At 68.3% G+C, this 24,898-nt stretch carries 19 protein-coding genes and 1 pseudogene; 9 read left to right on the top strand and 11 right to left on the bottom strand.

Annotated elements, in window-relative coordinates; genetic code table 11:
- Positions 1-63: 63 nt before the first annotated feature.
- The 4 genes from NP064_RS12210 to NP064_RS12195 form a co-directional block, all read right to left on the bottom strand.
- Positions 64-2,718: an ABC transporter permease gene (locus tag NP064_RS12210; protein WP_227570730.1), complete on the bottom strand. Its 2,655-nt coding sequence runs from the start codon at positions 2,716-2,718 to the stop codon at positions 64-66.
- 23 nt (positions 2,719-2,741) lie between these two features.
- On the bottom strand, positions 2,742-3,575 hold the full coding sequence (locus tag NP064_RS12205) for an ABC transporter ATP-binding protein (protein WP_227570731.1): 834 nt from the start codon (positions 3,573-3,575) through the stop codon (positions 2,742-2,744).
- Positions 3,576-3,747: 172 nt separating this feature from the next.
- Positions 3,748-4,464, bottom strand: coding sequence for a response regulator (locus tag NP064_RS12200; protein ID WP_227570732.1), 717 nt, complete (start codon positions 4,462-4,464; stop codon positions 3,748-3,750).
- Complete coding sequence (locus tag NP064_RS12195; RefSeq protein WP_227570733.1) at positions 4,461-5,855, bottom strand: sensor histidine kinase; 1,395 nt, start codon at positions 5,853-5,855, stop codon at positions 4,461-4,463. Before NP064_RS12195 ends, NP064_RS12200 begins: the two co-directional genes overlap by 4 nt.
- Positions 5,856-6,052: 197 nt before the next feature.
- On the opposite strand from NP064_RS12195, the gene NP064_RS12190 reads away from it, so the two are divergent.
- The 6 genes from NP064_RS12190 (at position 6,053) to NP064_RS12165 (ending at position 13,218) form a co-directional block, all read left to right on the top strand.
- Positions 6,053-6,745, top strand: a complete 693-nt coding sequence (locus tag NP064_RS12190; protein ID WP_227570734.1) for a response regulator transcription factor — start codon at positions 6,053-6,055, stop codon at positions 6,743-6,745.
- Between the two features lie 2 nt (positions 6,746-6,747).
- Positions 6,748-8,070 (top strand): ATP-binding protein, encoded by a 1,323-nt coding sequence (locus NP064_RS12185; RefSeq protein WP_227570735.1) that lies wholly within the window; start codon positions 6,748-6,750, stop codon positions 8,068-8,070.
- A gap of 70 nt (positions 8,071-8,140) precedes the next feature.
- A complete protein-coding gene (locus NP064_RS12180) occupies positions 8,141-9,757 on the top strand; it encodes an FkbM family methyltransferase (protein WP_227570736.1) in 1,617 nt (538 codons plus the stop codon).
- Positions 9,758-9,794: 37 nt separating this feature from the next.
- Positions 9,795-10,832, top strand: a complete 1,038-nt coding sequence (locus NP064_RS12175; RefSeq protein ID WP_227570737.1) for a glycosyltransferase family 4 protein — start codon at positions 9,795-9,797, stop codon at positions 10,830-10,832.
- Positions 10,829-11,869 carry a glycosyltransferase family 4 protein gene (locus NP064_RS12170; RefSeq protein ID WP_227570738.1) on the top strand — a complete coding sequence of 347 codons (1,041 nt, stop codon included), beginning with the start codon at positions 10,829-10,831 and terminating at the stop codon, positions 11,867-11,869. Before NP064_RS12175 ends, NP064_RS12170 begins: the two co-directional genes overlap by 4 nt.
- 176 nt (positions 11,870-12,045) lie before the next feature.
- Entirely contained in the window at positions 12,046-13,218 is a 1,173-nt protein-coding gene (locus NP064_RS12165; protein WP_227570739.1) for a glycosyltransferase, read from the top strand.
- Positions 13,219-13,456: 238 nt separating this feature from the next.
- Here NP064_RS12165 and NP064_RS12160 read toward each other — a convergent pair.
- Positions 13,457-14,673: pseudogene (locus NP064_RS12160) on the bottom strand (IS256 family transposase).
- Positions 14,674-15,019: 346 nt separating this feature from the next.
- On the opposite strand from NP064_RS12160, the gene NP064_RS12155 reads away from it, so the two are divergent.
- Positions 15,020-16,033: a glycosyltransferase family 2 protein gene (locus tag NP064_RS12155; RefSeq protein ID WP_227570740.1), complete on the top strand. Its 1,014-nt coding sequence runs from the start codon at positions 15,020-15,022 to the stop codon at positions 16,031-16,033.
- A gap of 57 nt (positions 16,034-16,090) precedes the next feature.
- Here the strand turns inward: NP064_RS12155 and NP064_RS12150 are convergent, their stop codons facing one another.
- From NP064_RS12150 to NP064_RS12125, 6 genes are all read right to left on the bottom strand, one after another.
- Positions 16,091-17,083, bottom strand: coding sequence for a lysylphosphatidylglycerol synthase domain-containing protein (locus NP064_RS12150; protein ID WP_227570741.1), 993 nt, complete (start codon positions 17,081-17,083; stop codon positions 16,091-16,093).
- Entirely contained in the window at positions 17,080-18,825 is a 1,746-nt protein-coding gene (locus NP064_RS12145; RefSeq protein WP_227570742.1) for a hypothetical protein, read from the bottom strand. The genes NP064_RS12150 and NP064_RS12145 overlap by 4 nt, the downstream gene beginning before the upstream one ends.
- A 188-nt stretch (positions 18,826-19,013) precedes the next feature.
- Positions 19,014-20,123, bottom strand: coding sequence for a DegT/DnrJ/EryC1/StrS family aminotransferase (locus NP064_RS12140; protein WP_227570743.1), 1,110 nt, complete (start codon positions 20,121-20,123; stop codon positions 19,014-19,016).
- Entirely contained in the window at positions 20,120-20,779 is a 660-nt protein-coding gene (locus NP064_RS12135) for a NeuD/PglB/VioB family sugar acetyltransferase (protein WP_227570744.1), read from the bottom strand. The genes NP064_RS12140 and NP064_RS12135 overlap by 4 nt, the downstream gene beginning before the upstream one ends.
- 210 nt (positions 20,780-20,989) lie before the next feature.
- Entirely contained in the window at positions 20,990-22,315 is a 1,326-nt protein-coding gene (locus tag NP064_RS12130; RefSeq protein ID WP_227570745.1) for a UDP-glucose dehydrogenase family protein, read from the bottom strand.
- A 210-nt stretch (positions 22,316-22,525) separates the two neighbouring features.
- Positions 22,526-23,035 carry a GtrA family protein gene (locus tag NP064_RS12125; protein ID WP_227570746.1) on the bottom strand — a complete coding sequence of 170 codons (510 nt, stop codon included), beginning with the start codon at positions 23,033-23,035 and terminating at the stop codon, positions 22,526-22,528.
- 130 nt (positions 23,036-23,165) lie between these two features.
- Between NP064_RS12125 and NP064_RS12120 the strand changes: the two genes are divergently transcribed.
- Entirely contained in the window at positions 23,166-24,347 is a 1,182-nt protein-coding gene (locus NP064_RS12120; RefSeq protein ID WP_227570747.1) for a 5-(carboxyamino)imidazole ribonucleotide synthase, read from the top strand.
- Between the two features lies 1 nt (position 24,348).
- Positions 24,349-24,894 (top strand): 5-(carboxyamino)imidazole ribonucleotide mutase, encoded by a 546-nt coding sequence (purE, locus tag NP064_RS12115; protein ID WP_227570748.1) that lies wholly within the window; start codon positions 24,349-24,351, stop codon positions 24,892-24,894.
- Positions 24,895-24,898 lie beyond the last annotated feature (4 nt).

The raw sequence follows: 24,898 nt of genomic DNA, 5'->3' as shown, positions 1-24,898 counted from the left end.
GGCCGGCCTGCGAAGGGTGGACGCTCAGTCCCTCCACAGGCCGGCCCGTCGCCCGGCGTGCCGTCAGTCCACGGCGAGCGCGGCGACCGGTGACGTGCGGGCCGCCGAGCGGCCCGGCAGGACCGAGGCCAGCAGACCGGCGGCGAGCGCCACGACCACGACGATCCCCATGTCCCGCCACGGCACGTCGAGGGAGACGTCCCCGAGCGTGCCGAGCACGATGGCGGATCCGGCCCAGCCGTACAGCAGGCCCAGCACCGCGCCGAGGACGGCTCCCACCCCGGCGATGAGCACCCCCTCGATGGCCAGCGTCAGCCGCAGCTGCCGGCGGGAGAGGCCGATCGCACGCAGCGTCGCCGACTCCCGACGGCGTTCGAGCACCGACAGGGACAGCGTGTTCGCGACCCCCACGATGGCGATCACCACGGCCACCCCGAGCAGCCCCACGACCACTGCGAGCAGCGTGTCGATGACCTGCTGGAACTGCGCACGCTCGGCGGCGGCCCCGGTGATCATCACGGACTGGTCGAGCAGGGCGTCCTGGATCCGCGGGAACGCGGCGCCGGCGTCATTGACATCCGCGAGCCGCACCCACAGCTCGTCCGGGCCCACCGGGTCGGGCACGAGCTCGGCGAACGTGCTGCGCGTGACGAGGAAGCCGCTGCTCTTGATGTCGGCCACCACGACCTCGAGCTGGACGACGAGCGGGGACCAGGAGGACAGCCCGCCCACGTTGGCCTGTGCCACGGGGACCATGTCGCCCTCCGAGACCCCGAACCGGGAGGCGACGCTCGTGTTCATCACCACGGCCCCGTCTCGCAGCTGGTCTGCCGACGGGCTCGTGCGCATCACCCGGTTCGCGTCGGCGGCGTCGATCGCCCGAAGCCCCGCCCAGCCCGCCCCGTCCTCGGTCGTGGTGGAGCCTGCCTGGCCCATCTCCACGGTGATGGAGTGCACCGGCACAGTGTCGGCGACGTCGTCCATCTGCCGGAGGGTCGCCTCGACGGTGGACGGCAAAGCGGTCGTCCCGCCGTCCTGCTGTCCCGGAGTGGCGATCAAGACGTCCACGGGGTACTGCGAGTCGAGCGTCCCTGCGAGCGTCGAGCGCGCGCTCGCCGCACCCGTGCTCATCATCGCGACCAACGTGACACCGATCAGCAGCGCGGTGCTGGTCGCAGCCGTGCGCCGAGGGTTCCGCCCGGTGTTCGCCGCAGCGAGCTTGGCGCTCGATCCGGTCAGAGAGAGGAGTCGTCCCGTGGCGGAGACGACCCTCGGCACCCAGAACACCGAGCCGAGGAGGAACCCGACGAACGACGCTGCGCCACCCAGGAGACCGAGAGCCAGCCCGAGCCCGGGGTCGTCCGTCCCCAGCGTCAGGCCCAGACCCAGACCCGTCACGCCGCCGACGACGAGCAGCGACGCGAGAACCAGCCGGACCCGGCTACTGCGCGAGGTGACCATCGGGGTGTCGGCCGGCCGCAGCGCTGCAATGGGGGCAACCCGTGTCGCAGCCCGCGCCGGCATCAGGGCGGCGAGCACGGTGATCGCCGTGCCCACGATGAGCGGAGCCAGAACCACCGAGGGGGAGATGGACACCGTCGCGGGCAGCGGCGTGTCTGTCGAGGAGCGCAGCACGGTGAGCGCGACCTGCGCGAGCAGGGTTCCGCTCACGATGCCCACGATCGAGGAGATGCCCCCGAGCAGTGTCGCCTCGATCAGCACCGACGAGCGAAGCTGGCGCTTGCCGGCGCCAACACAGCGCAGCAGCGCGAGCGTCCGCGTGCGCTGGGCGACGAGCACCTGGAACGTGTTCGAGATGACAAGCGCGGCCACGATCAGGGCCACCGCCGCGAAGGCCAGCACCACCTGGGTGACGACCTTCCCGTCGGCCCCGGTCTTCGAGATGCGGAACTCGGCAGCCTCGTCCTTGGTGAGCACCGCGGATTCCGATATCGCGCTGATCTCGGCGCTCGCCTGGCGCACGTCGGCGCCTGGCGCCAGGACGATGAGCGCATCGGCGCCGATGGACATGTCCGCCAGCGACATCCCGGTGAACGCCTCGGTGTCCTCGACGCTGATGACGGCCGCGCCCCCGCCGTCGGTGTAGGCGCCGAGCGGGTCGTCCAGAAGGCCCACCACGCGCAACACGATGGACGCCGACTCCCAGTCGCCTTCCTCCTCTGCGGAGTCGTGCGCCGCCTCGCCACGAGTGGTCGTCGGCTCAGCGCTGGTCGGCGGGAGGGCCTCGCCGGTGGTGGACCCTTCGGGTGTCACGGCGTCGGACGCAACCCACACGGTGTACGGCGCTTCGATCTCGTCTCCGATGGACACCTTGAGACGCTCGGCCATCGGGCCGGGCAGGGCGATCTCGCCGGAGCCTGCGGGCAGCGAGCCCTCGACGAGCGTCTGCACCTCGAGGTCCCGGTGGGGGGCACGGGGCGTTGCGTTCGCCCAGATCTGGAGCGAGCCGTGGTGCAGCTCGACCCCGCTCGTCGTCGCCGGATGGACCGCTTCGACGGCGGGCAGCTCCGCCACCCGGTCGATGGTCTCCGGGAACGCCACATAGGTGACGAGGTCCGCGCGGGCCAAGGAGGCCGTGATGGCGTCATAGCTGGCCCGCGTCATGACCGCGCCGGCGAGCAGGGTGGCGGCGACGAAGGCGGTGCCGATGGCTATGGCGATGCCACCCGCGGCCAGGCGCCCGACGCTGCGCCGCATCTGGGCCAGTGTGAGTCGCAGCATCAGAGCCCCGCAGTGCGAGCGGTGTTGATGGCGCCGGTCGTGGCGACCGGCTCGTCGAGCTGGCGCAGGGCGTCCAGGCCCGCCAGCACCGACTCGGGGGTCGGGTCCGCGATGTCCCCGGCGATGCGGCCGTCGGCGAGCAGCACGACACGGTCCGCGTAGGCGGCGGCCGTCGGGTCGTGGGTGACCATGATGATCGTGCGGCCGAGCTCGCGCACCGAGCGGCGCAGGAAGCTCAGCACCTCGGCGCCCGAGCGGGAGTCGAGGTTCCCGGTGGGCTCGTCGGCGAAGACGACCTCCGGCTTGGTGATCAGGGCGCGGGCGATCGCCACCCGCTGCTGCTGCCCGCCCGAGAGCTCGGACGGCCGGTGCGTCAGGCGCTGGCCCAGCCCGAGGGCCTGCACGAGCGTGTCGAACCACTGGCGGTCGACCTTCGCCCCTGCGAGCTCGAGCGGCAGCGTGATGTTCTGCTCGGCCGTGAACATCGGCAGCAGGTTGAAGGACTGGAAGACGAAGCCGACCCGGTCGCGTCGCAGACGCGTCAGCGCGTCGTCGTCCAGCGTGGTGACATCGGTCTCGCCCAGGTACGCGTGGCCCGACGACGCCGAGTCGAGCCCGGCGAGCAGGTGCATGAGGGTGGACTTGCCCGAGCCGGAGGGCCCCATGATCGCGGTGAACGCGCCGGCGGTGAAGTCGACGTCGACACCAGCCAGGGCGTGCACGGCCGACGCGCCGTCGCCGTAGACCTTGGCGAGCTCACGGGCCCGGACGGCGATCGCAGGAGGGCCGGACTGCTGCCCGGGCGAGGTGTTCTGGTAGACGGTGGTGTCCACGACTAGCTCCAAAGTTCGGTGAGTGCGTCAGCGTCGACGCTACGGACCGCCGGGGGGCCCCGCGTCGGGCTGGGGTCGCGGCCTTCGTCCGCCCACGGGTGGACCCGCCGCTCAGCAGTCTGCGACCAGGCACTGACTTCGGCGACGACAACAGCCCCCACCTGGCCGTCCGTCAGGCCCCGGGGCGGACCAGCCCTGCCTCGTACGCCGCGACGACGGCCTGGACCCGGTCCCGCACGCCCAGCTTCGCCAGGACGCGGCCCACATGGGTCTTGACGGTGGCCTCTGCGACGAACAGGTCGGCGCCGATCTCCGTGTTGGAGCGGCCCCGTGCCATCAGCACGAGGACCTCGCGCTCGCGGTCGGTGAGGTCGGCGAGCGCGGCATGGGCGGGCTCGTCCTCGTGGGCGAGCCGCTCGGGGGGGAGGGCCGTGACGAGGTGCTCGAGCAGGCGGCGGGTGCTCGACGGCGCGATGACGGCGTCCCCGTGGTGGATCGTGCGGATGGCGCCGAGCATCTCCTCCGGCGGCGCGTCCTTGAGCAGGAACCCGCTAGCCCCGGCGCGGATCGCGGAGAGCACGTACTCGTCGAGGTCGAAGGTGGTCAGCACGATGACGCGCGGCGCGGGAGCGTCCTCGGTGCCGGCGGCGGTGATCGCGGCGGTGGCCTCGAGCCCGTCCATGTGCGGCATGCGCACGTCCATCAGCACCACGTCCACGCGGCCGTGCGCGGCGGGCGTGGTGCCGGGGGTCAACGCCCGCACGGCCTGGGCGCCGTCGCCCGCCTCGAGCACCACCTCGAGGTCGGGCTGCGAGTCGATGACCATGCGGAAGCCGGCCCGGACGAGCTGCTGGTCGTCGATCAGCGCGACCCTGATCGGTGTGGTCATGCCTGCTGCCGGTGGTTCATCGGAGGTCTCTCCCGGTGGGTGGTGTGTGACCCCGTGGCGGGGTCATCGAGTGGTGGTGGGGTGCTCGAGGAGTCCACGGACTCCACTGGCTCGGAGGGCGCCGGCATGGCGGGGGCGTCGTCGTTGGCGACGGGCGGCAGGGGGAGCTGGGCGCGCACCCGGAACCCTCCTCCGGGCCGCGGCCCGACCTTGACGGACCCGCCGAACATCGCCGCGCGCTCTCGCATCCCCAGCAGGCCCTGGCCCAGCCCGTCCGACTCGGCCGAGGCGCCACGGCCGTCGTCGCTGACCTCGAGCTGGATGGCCGCCGCCTGCCACTGCACCAGCACCGTCACCGCGGGGTCGGGGCCCGCGTGCTTGAGCACGTTCGTCAGCGACTCCTGGCAGATCCGGTACACCGTGAGCCCGGCGCCGGGCGGCAGGGGGCGCGGGGTGCCCATCCGCACCAACGAGACCCGGAGGCCGCTCGCGCGGACCTGCTCCACCAGGGAGTCGAGATCGTGGGCCGCGGGCATCGGCGACGTCGTGGCCCCCGACGCGTCGGTGTCCTGGTGGCCGGCCGCCGCGACCAGGCCGGGCGTGCGAGGGCGCGCCGCGTCCGCTGGGTCGGTCCGCAGCACGCCGAGCAGCCGGCGCATGTCGGCCAGCGCCGCGCGGCCAGTCTCGGAGATGGTGCCCAGCGAGCGGGTCGCCGCGGCGGGGTCGGCCTCGGCCGCGTACCGGCCGCCGTCGGCCTGCGCGATGATCACGCTCAGGGAGTGCGCGACGATGTCGTGCATCTCGCGGGCGATGCGGGAGCGCTCCGCCGCCGTGGCGAGCCGGGCCTGCTGGTCGCGCTCGACCTCGAGGCGGTGGGTGCGGTCGACGAGGGCGTCGATGGTCAGCCGGCGCTGTCGGCGCACCAGGCCGAACGCCCAGACGGCGAGCGCGACGGAGCTGGCGAAGAGGGTGGTGCCGATCAGCGAGACCGGGTCGTTGCCGCTGAACGCTGCGCTCATGAGCAGCGAGCCGAGCAGGGCGCCGGTGATCGCGACGCGGTGCGCCCACCGCGGGCCGTGGACGGTGACCGAGTAGAGCGCGGCCAGCACCGCCAGGTCAGCGGGCAAGATCAAGCTGTGTCCCGCGAGCACCTGCAGCAGGCCCACGACGAAGACGACGGCCGCCGAGGCTGCGGGGTGGGAACGCCTCCACGCCAACGGCGCGATGACGGCGGCAGACCAGAGGTACAAGTCGAACGGCACCGGGTAGAAGCTGTCGGCGCTGGCGGCCGACAGCGGCACCGCCACGAGCATCACGAGGCCCGTCAGGGTGGCGTCGATGGCGAACCGATGGGAGTCCTCCCATCGGTTCCAGCGCTCCCAGAGACCCACGTGGCGAGCCTAGACGCCGTACCCGGGCGTGCGCTTCCGCCCTTGGGCTGACGGGCGGGCGCGGGGGTACGTCCACGGACTGAGCCCTGGACCTGCGCGGCCGCCGCTCGCTGCCCGCCGCCCGCGTCCCCGCGACGCGACGAACCGGGCGTGTCCACGACCAGTGCATGACCGCGCCCATGACCTAGCATGGGCCGATGACCCACGTGCTGCTGGCGGAGGACGACCCCGCGATTGCCGAGCCTTTGGCCCGAGCCCTCGGGCGTGAAGGTTACGACGTGCACGTGCAAGGAACGGGTCAAGGCGCGATCGACCACGCGAGCGAGGCCGATCTCGTGGTGCTCGACCTGGGCCTGCCTGACATGGACGGCCTGGACGTCGCGCGCGCCATCCGCAACCAGGGGCTGACGACGCCCGTGCTGGTGCTGACCGCGCGCGCCGACGAGGTGGACCTGGTCGTGGGGCTCGACGCCGGGGCCGACGACTACGTCACCAAGCCCTTCCGGCTCGCCGAGCTGCTGGCGCGCGTCCGGGCGCTGCTGCGCCGCACCGTGGGCGATGTCCCCGACGAGGACGAGCTGCACGCCCAGAACGTGCGCGTCGACGTCGCCGCGCACCGCGCGTTCCAGGGGGAGCGGGAGCTCCACCTGACCGCCAAGGAGTTCGACCTCCTGCGGGTGCTCGTCGGCGCGGCCGGCACCGTGGTCGGCCGCGACGTCCTGATGCGGGAGGTCTGGGGCTCTGACCCGTCCGGCTCCACCAAGACCCTCGACATGCACGTCTCGTGGCTGCGCCGCAAGCTCGGGGACGACGCCAACGCGCCGCGCTACGTCACCACCGTGCGCGGCATGGGCTTCCGGTTCGAGACCGGCGAGGGCGACCGAGGCTGAACGTGCGCCGTCGGGTCCTGCAGTCGACGATCGCGGCGGTCACCGTCGCGGTGGTGCTCCTCGGCTTCCCCCTCGCGTTCCTCGTGGCGCAGCTGGTGCGCGAGAACGAGGTCAGCGCGCTCGAGGCGCGAGCCGCCGGTCTCGCCCGCTCCGTCGACTTCCGCATCGAGGAGGGCATCCCGCTCACGGCGCGCATGCTCGAGGTGGCCGTCGGCGGCGACGGGGCCCTCGAGGCGACGGTCGTGGTGTCGGCGCCGGGTGGCGCCCAGTTCCAGGCCGGCCCCCCGATCGAGGGCCGCTACGTCTCGGTGGTCACCGAGTCGGCCAATGGCGCCAACATCACCCTCTACGTCTCCTGGTGGGACGTGTTCTGGATCAGCGCCCGCGTGATCGCGCTCGTCGTGGTCGCGGCCGTCGTGGCGTTTGGCGCCGGCATCGCCATGGCCATCTGGCAGGCGAACCGGCTCGCCGCCCCGCTCGTGTACCTCGCAGCCTCCGCCGAGCAGCTCGGGTCCGGCCAGGTGCGCCCACAGCTGCGCCCGTCCGGCGTCGAGGAGATCGACCTCGTCGCGGCCGAGCTCGCCCGTAGCGCCGACCGCATGGCCGGGCGGCTCGCCGCTGAGCGGCAGTTCGGCGCCGATGCCTCCCACCAGCTCCGCACGCCGCTGACGGCGTTGTCGATGCGGCTCGAGGAGATCGCGCTGGCGACCCAGGAGCCCGAGGTCCGCGAGGAGGCCCGGATCTCCCTCGAGCAGGTGGAGAGGCTCGTCACCGTGGTCGACGACCTGCTCGCGCGCTCCCGTCGTGCCCAGGGCGGCACCACCGAGGCAGTGGTACTCGCCGACGTGCTGCGCCAGCAGCGCGAGGAGTGGGCCCCCGCCTACGCCGCGGCCGAGCGGCGCCTCGTCTTCGAGATCGACCCCGACGTGCAGGTCCTCGCCACACCCGGGGCGCTCGCCCAGGTGATCGCCACCCTGCTGGAGAACTCGCTCAAGCACGGCGGCGGGACCACCACCGTCCGCTCGAGGCCCAGCGGCGCCTCGGGAGCCGTGGTCGTCGAGGTCGCGGACGAGGGCGCCGGTGTGCCCGACGACCTCGCGCCGCGCATCTTCGAGCGGGAGGTCACCTCAGGCGCCGGCACCGGCCTCGGACTCGCCCTGGCCCGTGACCTCGCCTCGGCCGACGGTGGGCGGCTCGAGCTGGCGCAGCGTCGTCCCGCGGTGTTCGCGCTCTTCCTTGCCGGCGTGCCCGCGTCGCTCGCGCCCGACGTGGTGCTGCCGCGCGGGTCCGTGATCTCCCCGCGGACCGACCGGCGGTGGCGGTGAGGCAACAGCGCCGCAACGTGTTGCAGTTAGACTCCGTGCGATCACGAGTCTCTTGAATGGAAGGCCTGCCGTGCCGTTGACAACGCAGTCTGTAGTTGCGCACATTCAGGCTTCTGCTCGTTCTTCCCTCCCACCATCGGGATTGTCGGGCCCTTCGCGGACTCGCAAGTCGGCTCGATCCACTCCGTATCAGGCCGATGAGCTGTTCGTCGTGGGCCTCTACGATCTCGTGCTCCAGCGCGAGCCCGACCCTCACGGCTTCGCCGCCCATGTCGATGCGCTGAGGCAGGGCTCGACCCGCGCGGAACTCTTCACCGGACTTCACGGATCGATGGAAGCCCGAGCGATTCCCGGTCGCGTATCAGCGGACTACCCCGATGAGTACAATCTCGACACGTTGGTGATTCGGGGTCTCCAGCTTGAAGTCGAAGGCGAGCTGCGCGACGACGAGACGATCGCGCGGCAACACGAACGCTGGGCGGCGGGAGTTCCTCTGGGAGTCCTCGCCCACGAGTTGGATCCGGTCCGGAGCGGTCCGCCGTGGGAACTTGCCGTGGCACGGGCAATGGCGTCGTTGCTGGGGGTGCCCGAGCGCGAGGACCGCGTCGACGACATGGTGGCCCAATTACACCGAGGCGTCCCCTTGGAGTCGGCGATATTCACGCACGTGCCCGGTCGTGGCCCCAGGGCTCGGTGGAGGCGTCACGTGCTTGCTTCACGTGCGTTCGACATGGCTCAACTCCAGATGATCTACAGTTTGCCGCGGATGACGCCCGGAAGTGCGACAGATCGTCGACAGGACGTGGCTCGACGTGCGAATCTCGACGCATCGATCGAGCGGTTGAATGATCGCGTCATCGCCCTTCAGCGTGTGGTCAATGACCTGAAAGCTGGGACCGGTGACGCGACCGGCGCTCCCGCGCAGGAGGCGGTCCGCGTGGTGGAGATCGGCTCGATGCTCCTTGGTGTGCCTGCGGCCGAGTGGCGCCTGGCTGCCTTCCTGGAGCACAGGGGACACCCCGAGCCCGGATTCTGGTCACTCATGACGCGGCACATCGTGCCTGGCGCTCACTTCGTCGACGTCGGGGCGAACCTCGGTCTGTACACAGTCGCGGCAACCTCGCTGGTGGGGTCGTCAGGCAGGGTGACAGCATTCGAACCGGCGCCCCGGACTGCGCAGATGCTGAGGGACAACGTCCAACTCAACGGGCTGCTCGAAACCGGGAGGGTCGCCATCCACGAGAAGGCGGCGGGGGCGGTACGCGGCACCGGGAAGCTCGCGGTCTATGACGCCGACTCTGGCCACAACTCGCTCTATTCCAAAGAGCTGACTGATCCAACGGTGAGCGTGGAGATCGTTCCTCTCGATGAGGTCTTCCCTCCTGGCACCAAAGTCGATGTCGTCAAGATCGACGCTGAGGGCGCGGAACTTGAAGTGCTGAGAGGAATGCAGCGGATCGCGGAGGACAACCCGGATATCGTCGTGTTCGCAGAACTCGCTGCCGAGCATCTGACTCGAGCCGAGACATCAATCGATGCGCTGATCGCCGAGGCCACACAGCGTGGTTGGGACCATGACATCTTCGAGACCGTCTCCGGCGAGCACCCCGAGCCTGGCTCGGAGCTTCCCCTGAGCGTGTATCTGACGCGGAGCGCGAACTCTCGCTCGGCGCGGTCACCGCTGTGAATTGGCGGATCGCTCTAGGTCATAAGGAATGGCTTTCATGAAGGTCGTCGTGGTTACGACACACGTGCCATTCCTGCGTGGTGGGGCGACGATTATTATCGATTGGCTCGTCCGCGCATTGGAGCAGCGCGGGCACGAGGTTGATCTCTTCTCCCTGCCGTTCGCTTCTGATCCGCGCACCATGCCCAGCCAGATGGTCGGACTGAGGTCACTCGATTTTAGCGACCGGTGTGATCGCCTCATTGCCGTTCGCACCCCGAGCCACCTGGTGCGGCACCCAAAGAAGAGTGTCTGGTTCCTGCACCACCATCGACCTTCGTATGACATGTGGGACACTGCGCGCGACGTCGCGGACGACCCCCATGGTCGAGAGTTTCGCCGCATGATGTTCTCGTCGGACGACGCGTCGCTCTCCGAGAGTCGAGTTTTCTGCAATTCGCGCGTGATTCAGGAGCGGCTTCTTCGGTACAACAACCTCCGAGCCGAGGTGCTCTACCCGCCGTTGGACCCGGATGGAGGCTATCCATTGGGAACGGCAGGCGACACCATTGTCTATCCAGCACGACTCGTTTCGCACAAGCGGCAACTTCTGACAGTGGAAGCCCTGGCGCACACAAGGTCAGCGGTGAGGCTCGACCTATTGGGTGCTTTCGATAACCCGCTCGCGCCGTATCGGAAAGAAATACTTGGGACGATTCGAGCACTGGGCTTAGAGGAACGGGTGACGATTAGTCCGGGCTGGGTGGACGAAGGGGAGAAGCGCCGAAGGATTTCGGAGGCGCTTGCGGTGGCATATCTGCCCCATGACGAGGACTCATACGGCTATCCGTCGCTCGAGGCGGCCGCAATGGGCCGACCGGTCATTACGACGCCGGACAGCGGCGGGGTGACGGAGCTGATCGAGGACGGTGTCAACGGCTTGGTCGTGCCCCCGACCCCGGAAGACCTGGGTCGAGCCTTCGACCGGCTCTATGAGGACCGGCTCATGGCGGACGCGCTCGGCGCAGCACAAAAGCAGAAGGTGGACGCTCTGAACATCAATTGGGATCACGTCGTCACCAGGCTCCTCGCATGAGGGTGCTGATCCTCAACAACGGCGTGCCATTCATTCAGGGGGGAGCTGAACTCCTCGCCGACGCATTAGCCCGGGAACTTCGCTCGCGGGGGCACGAGGCAGAAGTCATCCGTCTCCCGTTCCGATGGGAGAGTCCGCTCGAGGTCGCTGACTCCATGTTCTTCGCACGCACGATCGACCTGCGTGAGGTCGATCGTGTGATCGCCCTGAAGTTCCCGGCGTACCTGGTCCCTCACCCAGAGACGGTTGTTTGGCTTCTGCATCAGTTCAGACAGGTCTACGACCTGTGGGATACCCCTTGGGGCCCTCCAGTAGACGATCAGGCTTGGAAGGACCTCAAGGCGGCGATCACCTTCTCCGATACCGCGGCCTTGAGTTCAGCCCGAAAGCTCTTCACGAATGACAACGTCACTCAACAGCGCTTGCGTGAGCACAACGGTCTTGATGCTCGCGTGCTCTATCCGCCGTTGCCTGACGAGGGATCGATCCCCGTGAGTGATGTCCAGGGCGACTATGTCTTGTCCATCGGCCGCGTGTCCGCGGGCAAGCGGGCGTTGCTCGCGGTGCAGGCGATGGCACACGTCACCACTCCGGTCCGGCTCATCGTTGCCGGGCAGCCTGACGACCCCGCGCTCGCCGAGGCGATACGGAGAACGGTTGAGGAGAATGATCTCGGTGACCGCGTCGAGTTGCGGCTCTCGTTTGTCGAGACCGAGACAAAGCGCGAATTGATAGCGTCCTCATTGGCGGTCGCCTACTTCCCGCTCGACGAAGACTCATTCGGCTATGTCACCGCCGAGGCAATGACCGCGGGCCGGCCCGTCGTCACCCTTGAGGATTCGGGTGGAATCCTCAATCTGGTGACGGATGGCGTCACGGGGATTGTCTCCCGCGCCGACCCACTCGATATCGCCCGGGCGTTCGATCGGATTTGGGAGAACCGCCAGCTCGCTGCCTCGATGGGGCGAGCAGCACTCGAGGCAGTCGCAGAATTGAATCTGTCGTGGGACCACGTGATCCAGGAGTTGCTCTCATGAGAATAGCCTGGTGCACACCCTTCTCGCCCGAGAGTGCCATCGGGCGTGTCAGCTCTTTGATTGTCGAAGAGCTCGCTCTGATCCCAGGCGTAGACGTCGACGTGTGGCATCCAGTCGAGTCCGGAGGGCGGACCTGGAGCGGGCGAACGCGGGTTTTGTATCCTGAAGACTTCAGTGTGCTCACTGACTACGACGCTGCGGTGTACCACCTCGGCGACCATGCGCCGAATCATCGCGATATCTGGCTCGCGTCGCTCGCCGTCCCCGGTGTGGTCGTCATCCACGACGTCTCTCTGAGCAATCTCTTTCACGGATACCTTCTTGATCGTGGCGACTACGCCGAGGAATTTGGCCGCTGGTACGGTCCAGATATCGGTGATCGGACCCGCCGCGTGCTCGACGGATCAGGCGAGGCGGCCCCGTGGAACGACGGCGACGGGATGACGTTCCCGTTCTTGTCGCTCGCCGCGTCTGGAGCGAGACATCTCATCGCGCATTCGCAGTACGCGGCGGGCGCGCTAGCCACCACTGCCCTGGCCGAGGTGGACGTCATCGGATTGCCGTTGCTGACTCAGCGGTCTGGTGGGCTCGACCGAGAAGCACTTGGGCTGCCACGTGATGTCCCGATCATCCTTCAAGCCGGTGTTCTCAATGTGAACAAGCGGATCGACGTGGTGGTCGAGGCCGTCGCAGAACTCCTCGCCACCCGGGCCGTGCATCTTGTGGTCGCGGGCAAGGACGGCGGCGTCTCGATGGAGCAGGTGACAGCCTGGGCGGAGCGAGCGGGGATGGCGAGTTCATTCACGGCCTTCTCAAGCCCATCCGACGAGGTTATGGCGAGTTTGCGGGAGCATGCGACTGTGGCAACGGTGCTGCGCGAGCCTTGCCTCGAGGGCGCCTCGTATGCCCTTCTCGAGAGCCTTGACGCTGGCCTTCCGGTTGTGGCGGTTGCTGAGGGCAGTTACCGCGAGGTTGTGGGCTCATTCATGAGGCATGTCGAGGCCCCGCCGACCGCCGTCCCAGTGGCTGCCGCGCTGGACTCAATTCTGGGAAGTGATCTACCGGAGGCATCCAAGGCAGCCCGCCTGCATGTACGGGCGCACCATGAGCCAGCAGGTTATGCGCGTCGCGTGATGGAGGTGCTCGAAGCAGATCGAGACGCCGAGATCAGGCATCAGTTGACGAGCTCTCTTGGCGGCGTGCTGCTCAGCCTCGGTCTCTCGGAGGACCTTCGAGTTGTCGAGGCGGTGAGCCAGCGCGTTGAGGACCTCTTCGGAGGTGAGCCACGAGTGCTCCCGCACGTTGCCGATCGCGCCGGTGCGAACCCGACCTTGTCTCACCCGCGCTGACGCCACGTTCTGACCACGAAGTGTGGGCTCCATCGTTGCGATACGGAGGGGCTTGCTCGTCCAAGCCAGCCGGCTGATGGTGTCATCGACTGACTCCATGGGGGACCGCCTGCGGGAGATCGACCTGAACAGCTCTCAGCGGTCATGTGGCGGGCTAGGTGGCCGCGTGCAGGGGACTCGACGCGCTGTCCGGTCAAGTCCCTGGGAGTGGTGTAGCCGTTCGACGTGATCCTCGAGGTCAGGAAGACAGGGCCGGGGGCTCCTCCTCGGTGTCGGTGATGAGGGTGAGTCGGGCCGTGGCCAGGACGTCCAGAGCGAAGTAGTGGCGTCCTTCGGCCCACTCATCGTGCTGTTCGGCCAGGACGGCGCCGACCAGGCGGGTCACGGAGTCGCGGTCGGGAAAGATCCCCACGACGTCGGTGCGGCGGCGGATCTCCTTGTTCAAGCGCTCGTTGGGGTTGTTCGACCAGATCTGCCGCCAGATCTCCTTGGGGAAGCTGGTGAACGCGAGCACGTCCGCCCGTGCGGCGTCCAGGTGCTCGAAGACGGCCGGGAGCTTGTCGGCGACGGTGTCCAGGAGCTTGTCGAACTGGGCGTGGACCGAGTCGGCGTCGGGCTGGTCGTAGACGGAGTGGAGCATCGTCTTCACGGCCGGCCACGAGCTCTTCGGGCACGCGGACATCAGGTTCGCGGCGTAGTGGGTGCGACACCGCTGCCAGGTCGCCCCGGGCAGGTTCGCCGCGATCGCCTCGACCAGCCCGCGGTGGGCGTCGGAGGTGACCAGGCGGACCCCGCAAAGACCCCGGGCGACCAGGTCGGCGAAGAACACGTTCCACGCCTCTTTGGTCTCGCTCGAGGTGACGGTGCAGCCCAGGACCTCCCGGTGCCCGTCGGCATTGACCCCGGTCGCGACCAGCACGACGGCGTTGATGACCCGTCCGGCCTCGCGGACCTTCATCGTCAGGGCGTCCGCGGCGACGAACGTGGAGGCCCTGTGTCGGCCAGGGACCGGGTCCGGAACGCGGCGACTTGGGCGTCCAGGTCGCTGGCCATCCGCGAGACCTGGGACTTGGACAGCGAGGTGATGCCCAGCGACTCGACGAGCTTGTCCATGCGGCGGGTGGAGAGCCCGAGCAGGTAGCAGGTAGCCACGACCGAGATCAGGGCGGCCTCGGCGCGCTTGCGGCGCTCGAGGAGCCACTCGGGGAAGTAGGAGCCCGTGCGCAGCTTGGGCACGGCGACGTCGATGGTTCCGACACGGGTGTCCAGGTCGCGGTGGCGGTAGCCGTTGCGCTGGTTGACCCGGTCAGGGGAGGGTCGGCCCCACTCGGCGCCGCAGACCGCGTCGGCCTCCGCGGACAGCAGCGAATTGATCACCGTGCCCAGCAGGTCACGCATCAGGTCCGGGGACGCCTGCGAGAGGGCCTGGCCCAGAACAGCCCCGGAGTCGACAATGTGTGGTGTGGTCGAGGGTGCTGTGAGAGGTTCACTCGAAGGATCACGCGGTGACCGCCTCGTCGTCTACGGGCGACGACCCAGCCACCAGCGCTACACCACTATCAGGGACGCCACTCGCTGTCCGGTGTCGGTCGGCGCAACCTCGCGCGTCTGCCGGACGGACAGGGGCACGGCAACGTTCCTCAGTCGCGTTTGGCCATGAGCCGAACACCACAGGTATCGTGCGGCAGAGATGGAACCACGCCTTCGTGAGCAGGCCGGGGACGCATGAGCGCATCCCCGTGGCTTCTGGCCGCGTGGGTATTGCGATTTTGACCCGCCAAGGTTACGGGAAGGCCCCGCCGTGAAGGTTTTTGTGCAGATACCGTGCCTCAATGAGGAAGAGACGCTGCCGCTCGTCCTCCGCTCCATCCCCCAAGAGATCTCGGGTGTTGACGAGATCGAGATCGTCGTCGTCGATGACGGTTCCACCGACCGGACAGTGGAGGTGGCGCTCGAGCACGGGGTGCGTCACGTGGTGAGGCACACACGGAACATGGGCCTTGCCCGGTCGTTCAGGGATGGGGTCGACTACGCGCTCGCACATGGCGCGGACGTCGTCGTGAACACCGACGGCGACAACCAGTACCCGCAGGAACGGATCGGAGATCTTGTCGCTCCGATCGTCAGGGGGGAGGCTGACATTGTCATCGCCGACCGCCAGACCTCCAAAATCGCGCACTTCTCCCGCGCCAAGAAGTTGTTGCAGCAGGTCGGCAGCAAGGTGGTGAACATGGCGGCGGGCACGGATCTCCCCGACGCGGCGAGTGGTTTCCGCGCATACTCGCGAGACTCGCTCCTCAGGCTCAACATCATCACGCGATTCAGCTACTGCATGGAGACGATCATCCAGGCGGGGAACAAGCGTCTGCGAATTGTCAGTATTCCGGTGGTCACGAACGCGAAAACCCGAGAGTCGCGTCTTTTCAAGAACAGTGCGCAGCACATCGCGAAGTCCGCCTCGGCGATCATCAGGGCTTACATCATGTTCAAGCCCTACCGCGTGTTCGCCACCCTCGGCGGCGCCTTCACCGTCGCGGGCCTCATTCCCTTCGTGCGATACGGCGTGCTCTGGTTGTCAGGCACCCACGGCGGGCATCTGCAGTCGCTCATGGTTGGACTGCTGCTTCTGGTAGCGGCGCTTCTCTCATTCGCACTGGGCGTCCTGTCCGATCTGCAACGAACCAACCGCATCCTTCTGGAAGAGTCGCTCGAGCGGATCAAGGATATGCAGTACGCGCGCGAGCTGACGGCGGACCGCACGGTGTCGCCACTCGTGGAGCGTCATCAGGTCGGCTTGCCCACGTCCATGAGTTGACGCGGAGCGCGCGAGACGGGGAAGAGGCGGTGCCGTCGAAGGACGAGCCGACCGGCCCTAACGGCGGCGTCGCGCAGCGGTGAGCTTGGCGCGAATGTAGCGCGGGGCGACAGCGGTGGACGCGGCGACGTCCCCGACGATGAGGAGCGCCCGGCTTGAGAGCGCGAGGACCAGCGCCTCGGGCGCGTCCAGCACCGGAGCCATGAGGGCGATCAACGCCACCTCACGTGCGCCCGCGCCGGCCGGCGCGAAGATCACGACAATTCCGATCACCCACGACAGTGTGACCGCGCCGAGGGTCACGAGACCGACGTGGTCTCCTCGGCCGCCAAGGGCCCTGACCAGCACCCAGGCGTGGAACCCGAAGGCAAGCCACATCGCACTCGACCACAGCGCCGAGAGCATCAACGGCTTCGCGCTGACCGCGAGGTCGCCGACGTCCTTGCGGGTGGTCCGAAGGACCAGGGCGACCAGCCAGTTGAAGACGCGAGGGGTGAGCGCGACGGCCCCCGCCGGTAGCGCAAGGAGCGCCCAACAGTAGGTGGACAAGAAGCCCGGCGACGCGAGGGCGAGCGCGAGTCCGCCGACGCCCGCACCCGAGACCACCGTCACGCCAAGCGCTCCGGACCCGACAACGAGGCTCCGTGAACGTGACACCGCATGAGCACTACCGAGCTCGGCCTGGGCGAGGAGCGTCCACACGCCCCCCGGGATGTACTTGCCCAGTTGTCCAACGAAGAAGATCTGCGCACTCGTGTGGCGAGGGGGCGTGCTTGTGCCGGTGCCGGCCAAGAGCGCGTGCCACGCATGCCACTGCGCGAAGAGCCCGAGGGCGACGCAGCCGAGCGACACCAGCACCTGCTGCCACTCCAGGTTCGACAAGGCATGGCGGATGTCCTCGAACCGGTTGACCAGCGTCAGCGTCAGCGCTCCGAGGATGGCGACAGCGAATGCCACCCGTAGCCCGGAGGACAACGAGCGGCGGCGCTTGCCGACGTTCCCCGGCGGCACCGCATCCGAGGAGGGCTCGATGAGCGGCTCTTGGCTCATCGACCGTCGTCGCACTCGGGGCCCAGACGGATCACTGAGAGGTAGGCGCCCCGTGTGACGTCAAACCTGGCGTCCTGAGCCACGCCATCTGCGAGCCACTGGTAATAGGCCGTCCTGTCAGCATCCGGGGGCCAACTGCGCGCGTCATAGTGCGGATCGAGGTAGCTGATCACGATGGCGTCGGTGTCACCAGCCGCCAGGGCCTGGCAGAAAGCGGCGTTCTGTTCCGGTTCACCGACAGCGTCGGCGGCGGCGACGACGGAATCTGGCCACGATGCGCGCGCGAAGTTGTAGTTCTTGTCAGGAGCCGAGTTGAACCCGATTCCCTCGGTGAAGGGGATGACTCCGTTGAGCATGAAGTCGTTCCGAGTCGGGACCACGAGGAAGCGTTCGCCTGGGCGGATCATCGCTGCCATCTCCGGCACGATTCCATACCTGATCGCGTCGACGTGCCGTCTGTGCGCCGCGCCACTCGCCATCACAGCGGGAACATTGACCGCAGTCTCCGCCACCATGAGCACCGCGAGCAGGCAGGTTGCCGCCTGCGCCCATCGGTGCGCTCCTGTCCGAGTAAGTAGAAGACCCTCGGCTGGAACGGGTCGCTTGGTCGTCGACCTCCAGATCGCCCCGAGCGCGACCCCACTGGCGAAGACCAGCACGAAGCGCGTGACGACAAACCAGCGGTACGTGGCACGCATCGCGTCGAAGCCCGCCATCGACTCGTAGAGCCAGGTCGTCGGAAGCCCAAGTGTCGTCATTGACGTGGGGACATCCCATTCGGGGGTGATCTCCTGAGTCATCGAGAAGACTTTGAGTGCCGGCCCGAGCGAGAGGACAAGCGCGACGAGCGCGACAGCGAGAAGGGCGAAGACTTCTGATCGCGTCTGAGGCGACTGCCTTCTCCGGCCCCTCCACAACCACCAGGCGATCAAACCGATCACAGAGAACCCGACGTAGTTGCCGGCCACATTGGAGCCGTCGCCCCAGAGCTCCCCGACCAAGCTCGGGAGCCCGGCTTCGCTCGCCCACCACAGAGATGGCTGGGGAATGAAGAGGGTCGCGATATCGAGCCCCAAATACCGGAAGGCGCCGATTCCGACTGGCACCTCTGCGACGTTGTCGGGTGTGTAGACGAGGAAGGCCAGGCCTGCCGAGACGATTGCGGCGCCAAACGTGGCTATTGCCCACAGCACGCTCCGCCACGCCTCCCGGCGCTGGAGCCCCCAGACGAGCACGAGTGCGCCGATGGCGAGAGCGGCGCCGAAGAATGAGTACCCGTCGGTGAAGACTACGACAAATGCGAGGATGAAGGTCGCGAGGGTGGCCCACAGGCGTCGGCCGCGCACGAACTGGTCGAGGATCCAGAGGGCGACTGCGATGTAGGCGGGCAAGAGCACAAAACCCGAGAACGTGTAGGCGAAGCCGTTCATCCGAGTGATGCTGAGCGAGGTCAGGTACACGGTCGATGTCAGGAGCGCGACCCACCGGGGAGCGGACCATCGACGCATGAGCATGTAGCCGCCGATGAGTGCGATGGCATCGACCAGCGCATTCGAGATCTGGTGCGCCTCCCAGGGCCCAATGAACGGGAGGTAGTTCACGAGCCAGCCGAGGTAGATCTGCGGGAGCCCCGTGAGGAACGGGGTTCCCGCGGGCGCCCCAACATCCATGCACCAGTTCCACAGCGAGCTGATGCCCTGTTCGCGGAGACACTGGATCATTCCCGCGCCGTGCATCGTCATCAACGCGGGCTGGCTTCTGCCCGGGATGAAACCATGCAATGCGATGACGAAAGCAAATGCCGCAATACCTGTCGCGCCGATCGCGATGTCCCCGAGACTCGGCTGCCGAAGTCGTGCTAGCAGCCTGCGGGCCGGGGGATCGCTGGGCTGCGATTCAGGCTCGATGGGCAGCGCGACTTGAGAGCGCGTCACCGTGCTGGGGCGGCGAGGACAAGCTGAGCGGCGAGCGAGTCAGCCACCGTCGTGATGTCGGCTTCCGTCAGCCCGAGGTGCGTGGGCAGCGAGATGCCTGTGGCGCCGAGACGCTCTGCTTCGGGGTACGACGTGGTGTGCGCGTAGGGCGGGAGATGGTGCAGTGGGTGGAAGACTGGGCGTGTCTCGATGCCCTCACCGTCGAGCGCGCGGATGATGGTGTCCCGTTGCTCGGCAGACACCCCGTCCAATGTGACTGTGTAGAGCCAGTTGACGCGGCGCATTCCCGCACGCTGCGCGGGCAGCGTCACGCCAGGCAGCTCAGCCAGCAAGGAGTCGTACTGCTTCGCAATCTGGTCGCGGCGGTCGAGAATGTCGTCGAACCGTTCGAGCTGAGCAACGCCGATCGCTGCGGCGATGTTGGTCATCCGGTAGTTGAAGCCAACCTCGGGGAACCAGTAGCGGCGCGTGGGGTCCATTCCCTGGCCGCGCAGCAGTCGGAGGCGGGCTGCGAAGTCGTCGTCGTCGGTCGTGACAGCACCACCCTCGCCGGTGGTGAGGATCTTGTTACCAAAGAAGCTGAAGGCGGTGGCGAATGCCAGCGAGCCGACTCGTCTCCCATCGACCTCGGCGCCGTGGGCCTCGGCGGAGTCGGCGAGGACCGCTATGCCGTGCTCGTCGGCGATCGCGTTGATTGCGTTGATGTCCGACGGATGCCCGTAGAGATCAACGGGAATGATTGCCTTGGTGCGCTCGGTAATGGCAAGTCTGACTTGGGCCGGGTCCATGTTCATGGTGTCGGACTCGACATCGACGAACACGGGTTCTGCGCCGCAGTACCTCACCGCATTAGCGGTGGCGATATAAGTGAGCACCGGGACGATCACCTCGTCGCCGGGGCCAATGCCCATCACGGCGAGCGCGAGGTGGAGTGCGGTCGTCCCGTTATTCGTGGCGATCGCGTGCTTGACGCCACACGCGTCGGCGAAACGCCGCTCGAAGTCAGTGATGAAGTGCCCGGACGACGAGATCCAGGTCGAGTCCATGCACTCGTTGACGTAGGCCTTCTCATTGCCCGTCAAATCGGGGCTGGCAACGTAGATCACGATGCTGGGTGTCCTTTCAGCGGGCGTGCGGGGACGCCGACGACAGTGGTGTGAGCGGGAACGTCGTCGACCACGACAGCTCCGGCGCCGACAGTCGCGCCCGCGCCGACGGTGACGCCCGGGATGACTGAGGCTCCGACCCCGATAAGGGCCCCAGCGCCGATCGTGACATTGCCGGCAAGGTGGACGCCGGGCGCCAGATGCGCGAAGGCGCCGACCACGCAATCGTGGTCGATCGAGGCCGAGGTGTTGATGATCGCCCCGCCTCCTACACGTGCGAAGGCACCGACGACGGCTCGGTGCATGATCGCTGCCCCCGCGCCGATCTGAGCGGTCCGAGACACCTGGGCGGTGTCAGCGATGACGGAGGCTATCTCGAAGCCGCGGGACAGAGCCGAAGTCGTGAGGTGTTCCCGCAGCTGTGCAGCCCCCAGCGCTACGAAGGCGAGTCGGCAACCTTGCAGACGAAGCGCATCGAGCGCGTCGTCCGTGCCGAGGTAGGGCACTTCGCTGAGCTCGCCTGGGTCTTCCCCCGTGCATCCCAGCGGGGGAGGCGCTGATGCGCTCCATGCGTCCAGGCATGAGCGTGCGTGTCCTCCGTTGCCGATTACTACAACACCGTCCGCTATCGCGACGGGCGAGGGGGGAACAGGCACGTTGCAGTCCAATGGTGAGGTGTAGACAAAGGCTTGTTGAACCTTACAGCACGGGGATCTGATGGCCGGGCTGGATTGGCTATGAGCGCCCAGGTGCGGGAGCGGTCTTGAAATCTGTGGGGCGAAAGCGCGGAAGGGCTGCTCCGAGGCTGGACATCACTGCCCGCGGGCAGTGACGTCCAGCGTGCAGGCGGACACCATGCCCGCAGGTCAGGGGCGGCCGAGGGCCCGATACGTCCAGTCGGCTCCACGCCATACCGTCGGGTCGAGCACATTGCGCCCGTCGAGCATCCGGCGCTCGCGAACGACCTTGCCGAGGCTGACTGGGTCGAGCTCGCGGTACTCCGCCCACTCGGTAGCGAGCAGGACGACGTCCGCACCCTCCGCTGCCTCGAGTGCGGTGGGCGCGAACCGCAGTTCCGGCCACTTCCTCCGGGCGTTGTCGATGGCTTGAGGGTCGGTCACTGTCACTCGAGCGCCTTGGAGCTGCATCTGAGCCGCGACGGACAGGGCCGGCGAATCGCGGATGTCGTCACTGAGCGGCTTGAACGCGGCGCCGAGGACGGCGATGTTCAGCCCCGCGATCGAGCCGTTGCACATCTCGCGTGCCAGGTCGACCATGCGGACGCGACGGCGCATGTTGATCGCGTCGACCTCGCGTAGGAACGACAACGCCTGGTCGACCCCCAGCTCACCGGCGCGAGCCATGAAGGCGCGGATGTCCTTGGGGAGGCAACCTCCGCCGAAGCCAAGCCCGGCATTGAGGAACTGACGGCCGATCCGCACGTCGTATCCGATGGCGTCAGCGAGCCGGGTCACGTCGGCGCCTGTCACCTCGCACAACTCGGACATTGCGTTGATGAAGGAAATCTTGGTGGCGAGGAACGAATTCGCGGCAACTTTGACAAGTTGGGCGGTCGCATAGTCAGTGACGACGAGCGGCGTCCCCTCGCTAAGCGTGACCGAGTAGACCTCGTCGAGTGCTTGCCGGGCTTTTTCGCCTGCCTCGGTACTTGTTCCGGTGTCGTCAGTCGGCAAGCCGTAGACAAGGCGGTCGGGGTGGAGAGTGTCCTGGACCGCGAAACCCTCCCGGAGGAACTCGGGGTTCCAGATCAGCGTTGCCCCGATGCTGGTGAGCCTCACAGCGAGCGCCTCGGCGGTGCCCACGGGCACTGTCGACTTGCCGACGACGACGTCACCCTCCGCCAGATGGGGCAGCAGCATCGTGAACGACTGTTCGACCTGGGTCAGGTCGGCGGCGAACTCGCCGGGCTTCTGTGGCGTTCCCACGCAGACGAAGTGCACCTTGGCCCCGGCGGCATCGCCCATGTCGGTGCTGAAGGCGAGGCGGCCGGAGGCCACCCCCTCACGGAGGATCTCGGGAAGGCCCGGCTCGAAGAAGGGGGCATTTCCGGCGCTGAGTGAAGCAGCCTTGTGGGCGTCCACCTCGATGCCCACGACCTCGTGGCCAAGGCTCGCCATGGCCGCTGCGTGAACGGCGCCCAGGTAGCCGCAACCGATGACAGAAATGCGCACGAAGACTCCTCGGCAGGGGGCTGCAGGTCCCTCAATATAGCGCGCCCCCAAGGCGCGGCCCCCGGGCGCAAGTGCGCAGTTTTCCGCACGATTGCTACGGAAGCGGATCGGTGGCGATGGCCTCTGCGGGCCGTCCGTTCTGTGACCAAGAGACGAGTGTGGGCGCCTGTACACAGCACGGTCGAGTGCTCGGGCGAGAAGTCCGAGAAACTACACCACTGGTGGAGCCGATTTCGGATTGGGCTCGGACTCGCCGATGGAGCCCGTATGTGGCGGCTGCGTGACGGGTGCGGTGAAGACGAGCTTCTTGTACCCGACGTAGCGCACGATCGTGCCCAGCACGATGCCGAGCACGGTCGAGATGTTGTCCTCGAGCGGCGTGCGGAGGTTCAGCACGTAGTGCGAGAAGGCGAGGGTCCCGATGCCGATGAGGACGCCCAGCACGTTGATCGCCGCGTAGAGCGTCAGCTCCCGGCCTCGATGCGTGGTGCGGTGCGAGGAGAACGTCCAGTGCCGGTTGCCCAGCCACGAGACGAGCGTCGCCGCCGCCACCGAGACGATCTTGGCGGTCAGCGGCTTGTCCTCGAGCAGCCGGCCCGGTCCGAACCGCAGCACGTTGAACAGGCCCAGGTCGACCACGAAGGCCACCGCCCCCACCGACAGGAATCGGGAGAGCTCGAGGATCCGGGAACGCAGCGACGCCCGGCGGGTCTCAGTCACTGACCGACTTTATGCCGGGGACCGCCGGCACGCCCGCGAAACAAGCGCCCTTGTGCGCGGTGCGGCGTGAGTCGAGCATTCGATGGACGCCTCCGTTCGGCCGTGGAGCGCTCGACTAGGCTCGGGCGCTGTGGCAGCAGCAGTGGTGGCAGTGGTCGGGGGCGGGCAGCTCGCCCGCATGATGGCGCCGGCGGCGACGGCGCTCGGCGTCCGCTTGCGCGTTCTCGTCGAGGACGCTGAGTCCTCCGCGGCGCAGGTCGTGGTGGACTCGCCGGTCGGCGTCGCGAGCGAGGCTGCGGACGTCGACGCGCTGGTGGACGGCGCGCAGGTCCTGACGTTCGAGCACGAGCACGTGCCGAACGCGCTCCTGGAGAAGCTCGTCGGGCGGGGGGTGCCCGTGCATCCCGGCCCGGACGCGCTCGTGCACGCCCAGGACAAGCGGGTCATGCGCGAGCGGCTCACCGCCCTCGGCGTCCCATGCCCGCGCTGGGCCCCGGTGACCGACGCCGCCTCGCTCGACGCGTTCCTCGCCGCGGGCGGGGGCGCCGCCGTCGTCAAGACGGTGCGCGGCGGGTATGACGGCAAGGGGGTCCGGGTCGTCCGCTCGAGCGCCGAGGCGGCGGACTGGATCACCAGGGCCGAGAGCGGCTCGGGCGCCCCGCTCATCGCCGAGGAGCTGGTCCCGTTCAGCCGGGAGCTCGCGGTCCTCGTCGCCCGGAACCCCTCGGGCGAGGTCCGGACCTGGCCGGTCGTCGAGTCCGTGCAGGAGGGCGGCGTGTGCGCTGAGGTCGTCGCTCCCGCGCCCGGCCTCCATCCGGAGACCGCTGCCGCCGCCAACGACCTCGCTGTGCGGATCGCGGAAGGGCTGGGGGTGACCGGCGTGCTCGCCGTCGAGCTGTTCGAGGTGCCCGGCTCCGCGCCGGGCGAGGCCCCGCGCGTGCTCGTCAACGAGCTCGCGATGCGCCCGCACAACTCGGGGCACTGGACCATCGACGGCGCCGTGACGAGCCAGTTCGAGCAGCACCTGCGGGCCGTCCTCGACCTGCCGCTGGGCGACACCACGGCGCGGGCGCCCTGGACCGTGATGGTCAACGTCCTCGGATCAGCACGCGCGGAGCTGACCGACGGGCTGGCGCCGGTCATGCGGCACGATCCGGCGGCGAAGGTCCACCTGTACGGCAAGGGCGTGCGTCCCGGCCGCAAGCTCGGCCACGTCAACGTCTCCGGGGACGACCTCGCCGACGTGCGGGCCCGTGCCCGCGCCGCCGCCGCGTTGCTGCGCGGCGACCACCCCGAACCGAAGGACAGCTGAGATGAGCGAGCAGCCGTTGGTGGGCATCGTGATGGGATCCGACTCCGACTGGCCGGTCATGCAGGCCGCGGCCGAGGCGCTCTCCGAGTTCGACGTCCCGGTCGAGGTGGACGTCGTCTCGGCGCACCGGCAGCCCGCCAAGATGATCGAGTACGGGCGCTCCGCCGCAGCGCGCGGGCTCCGGGTGGTGATCGCCGGCGCCGGGGGAGCAGCCCACCTGCCGGGGATGCTCGCGTCCGTGACCACCCTGCCGGTCATCGGGGTGCCCGTCCCGTTGGCGCACCTCGACGGCCTCGACTCGCTGCTGTCCATCGTGCAGATGCCCGCCGGGGTGCCGGTGGCGACGGTGTCCGTGGGCGGGGCGCGCAACGCCGGCCTGCTCGCCGTCCGCATCCTCGCCTCGGGGACCGACGAGCGGTCGGCCCGTTGGGCGGCGGCGATGGCGGCGTTCCAGGACGGCCTGCGCGAGCAGGCGGAGGCCAAGGGCGAGCGGCTCCGGGCCACCGCCGGGACGGGCCATCGGGCGCCCATCGGCTTCGGGGCCTGAGGGC

This window comes from Cellulomonas chengniuliangii, from assembly GCF_024508335.1.
GTDB classification, from domain to species: domain Bacteria; phylum Actinomycetota; class Actinomycetes; order Actinomycetales; family Cellulomonadaceae; genus Cellulomonas_A; species Cellulomonas_A chengniuliangii.
The sequence above is the reverse complement of the archived record's forward strand: the minus strand, read 5'-3'. Positions and strand labels throughout refer to the sequence as shown.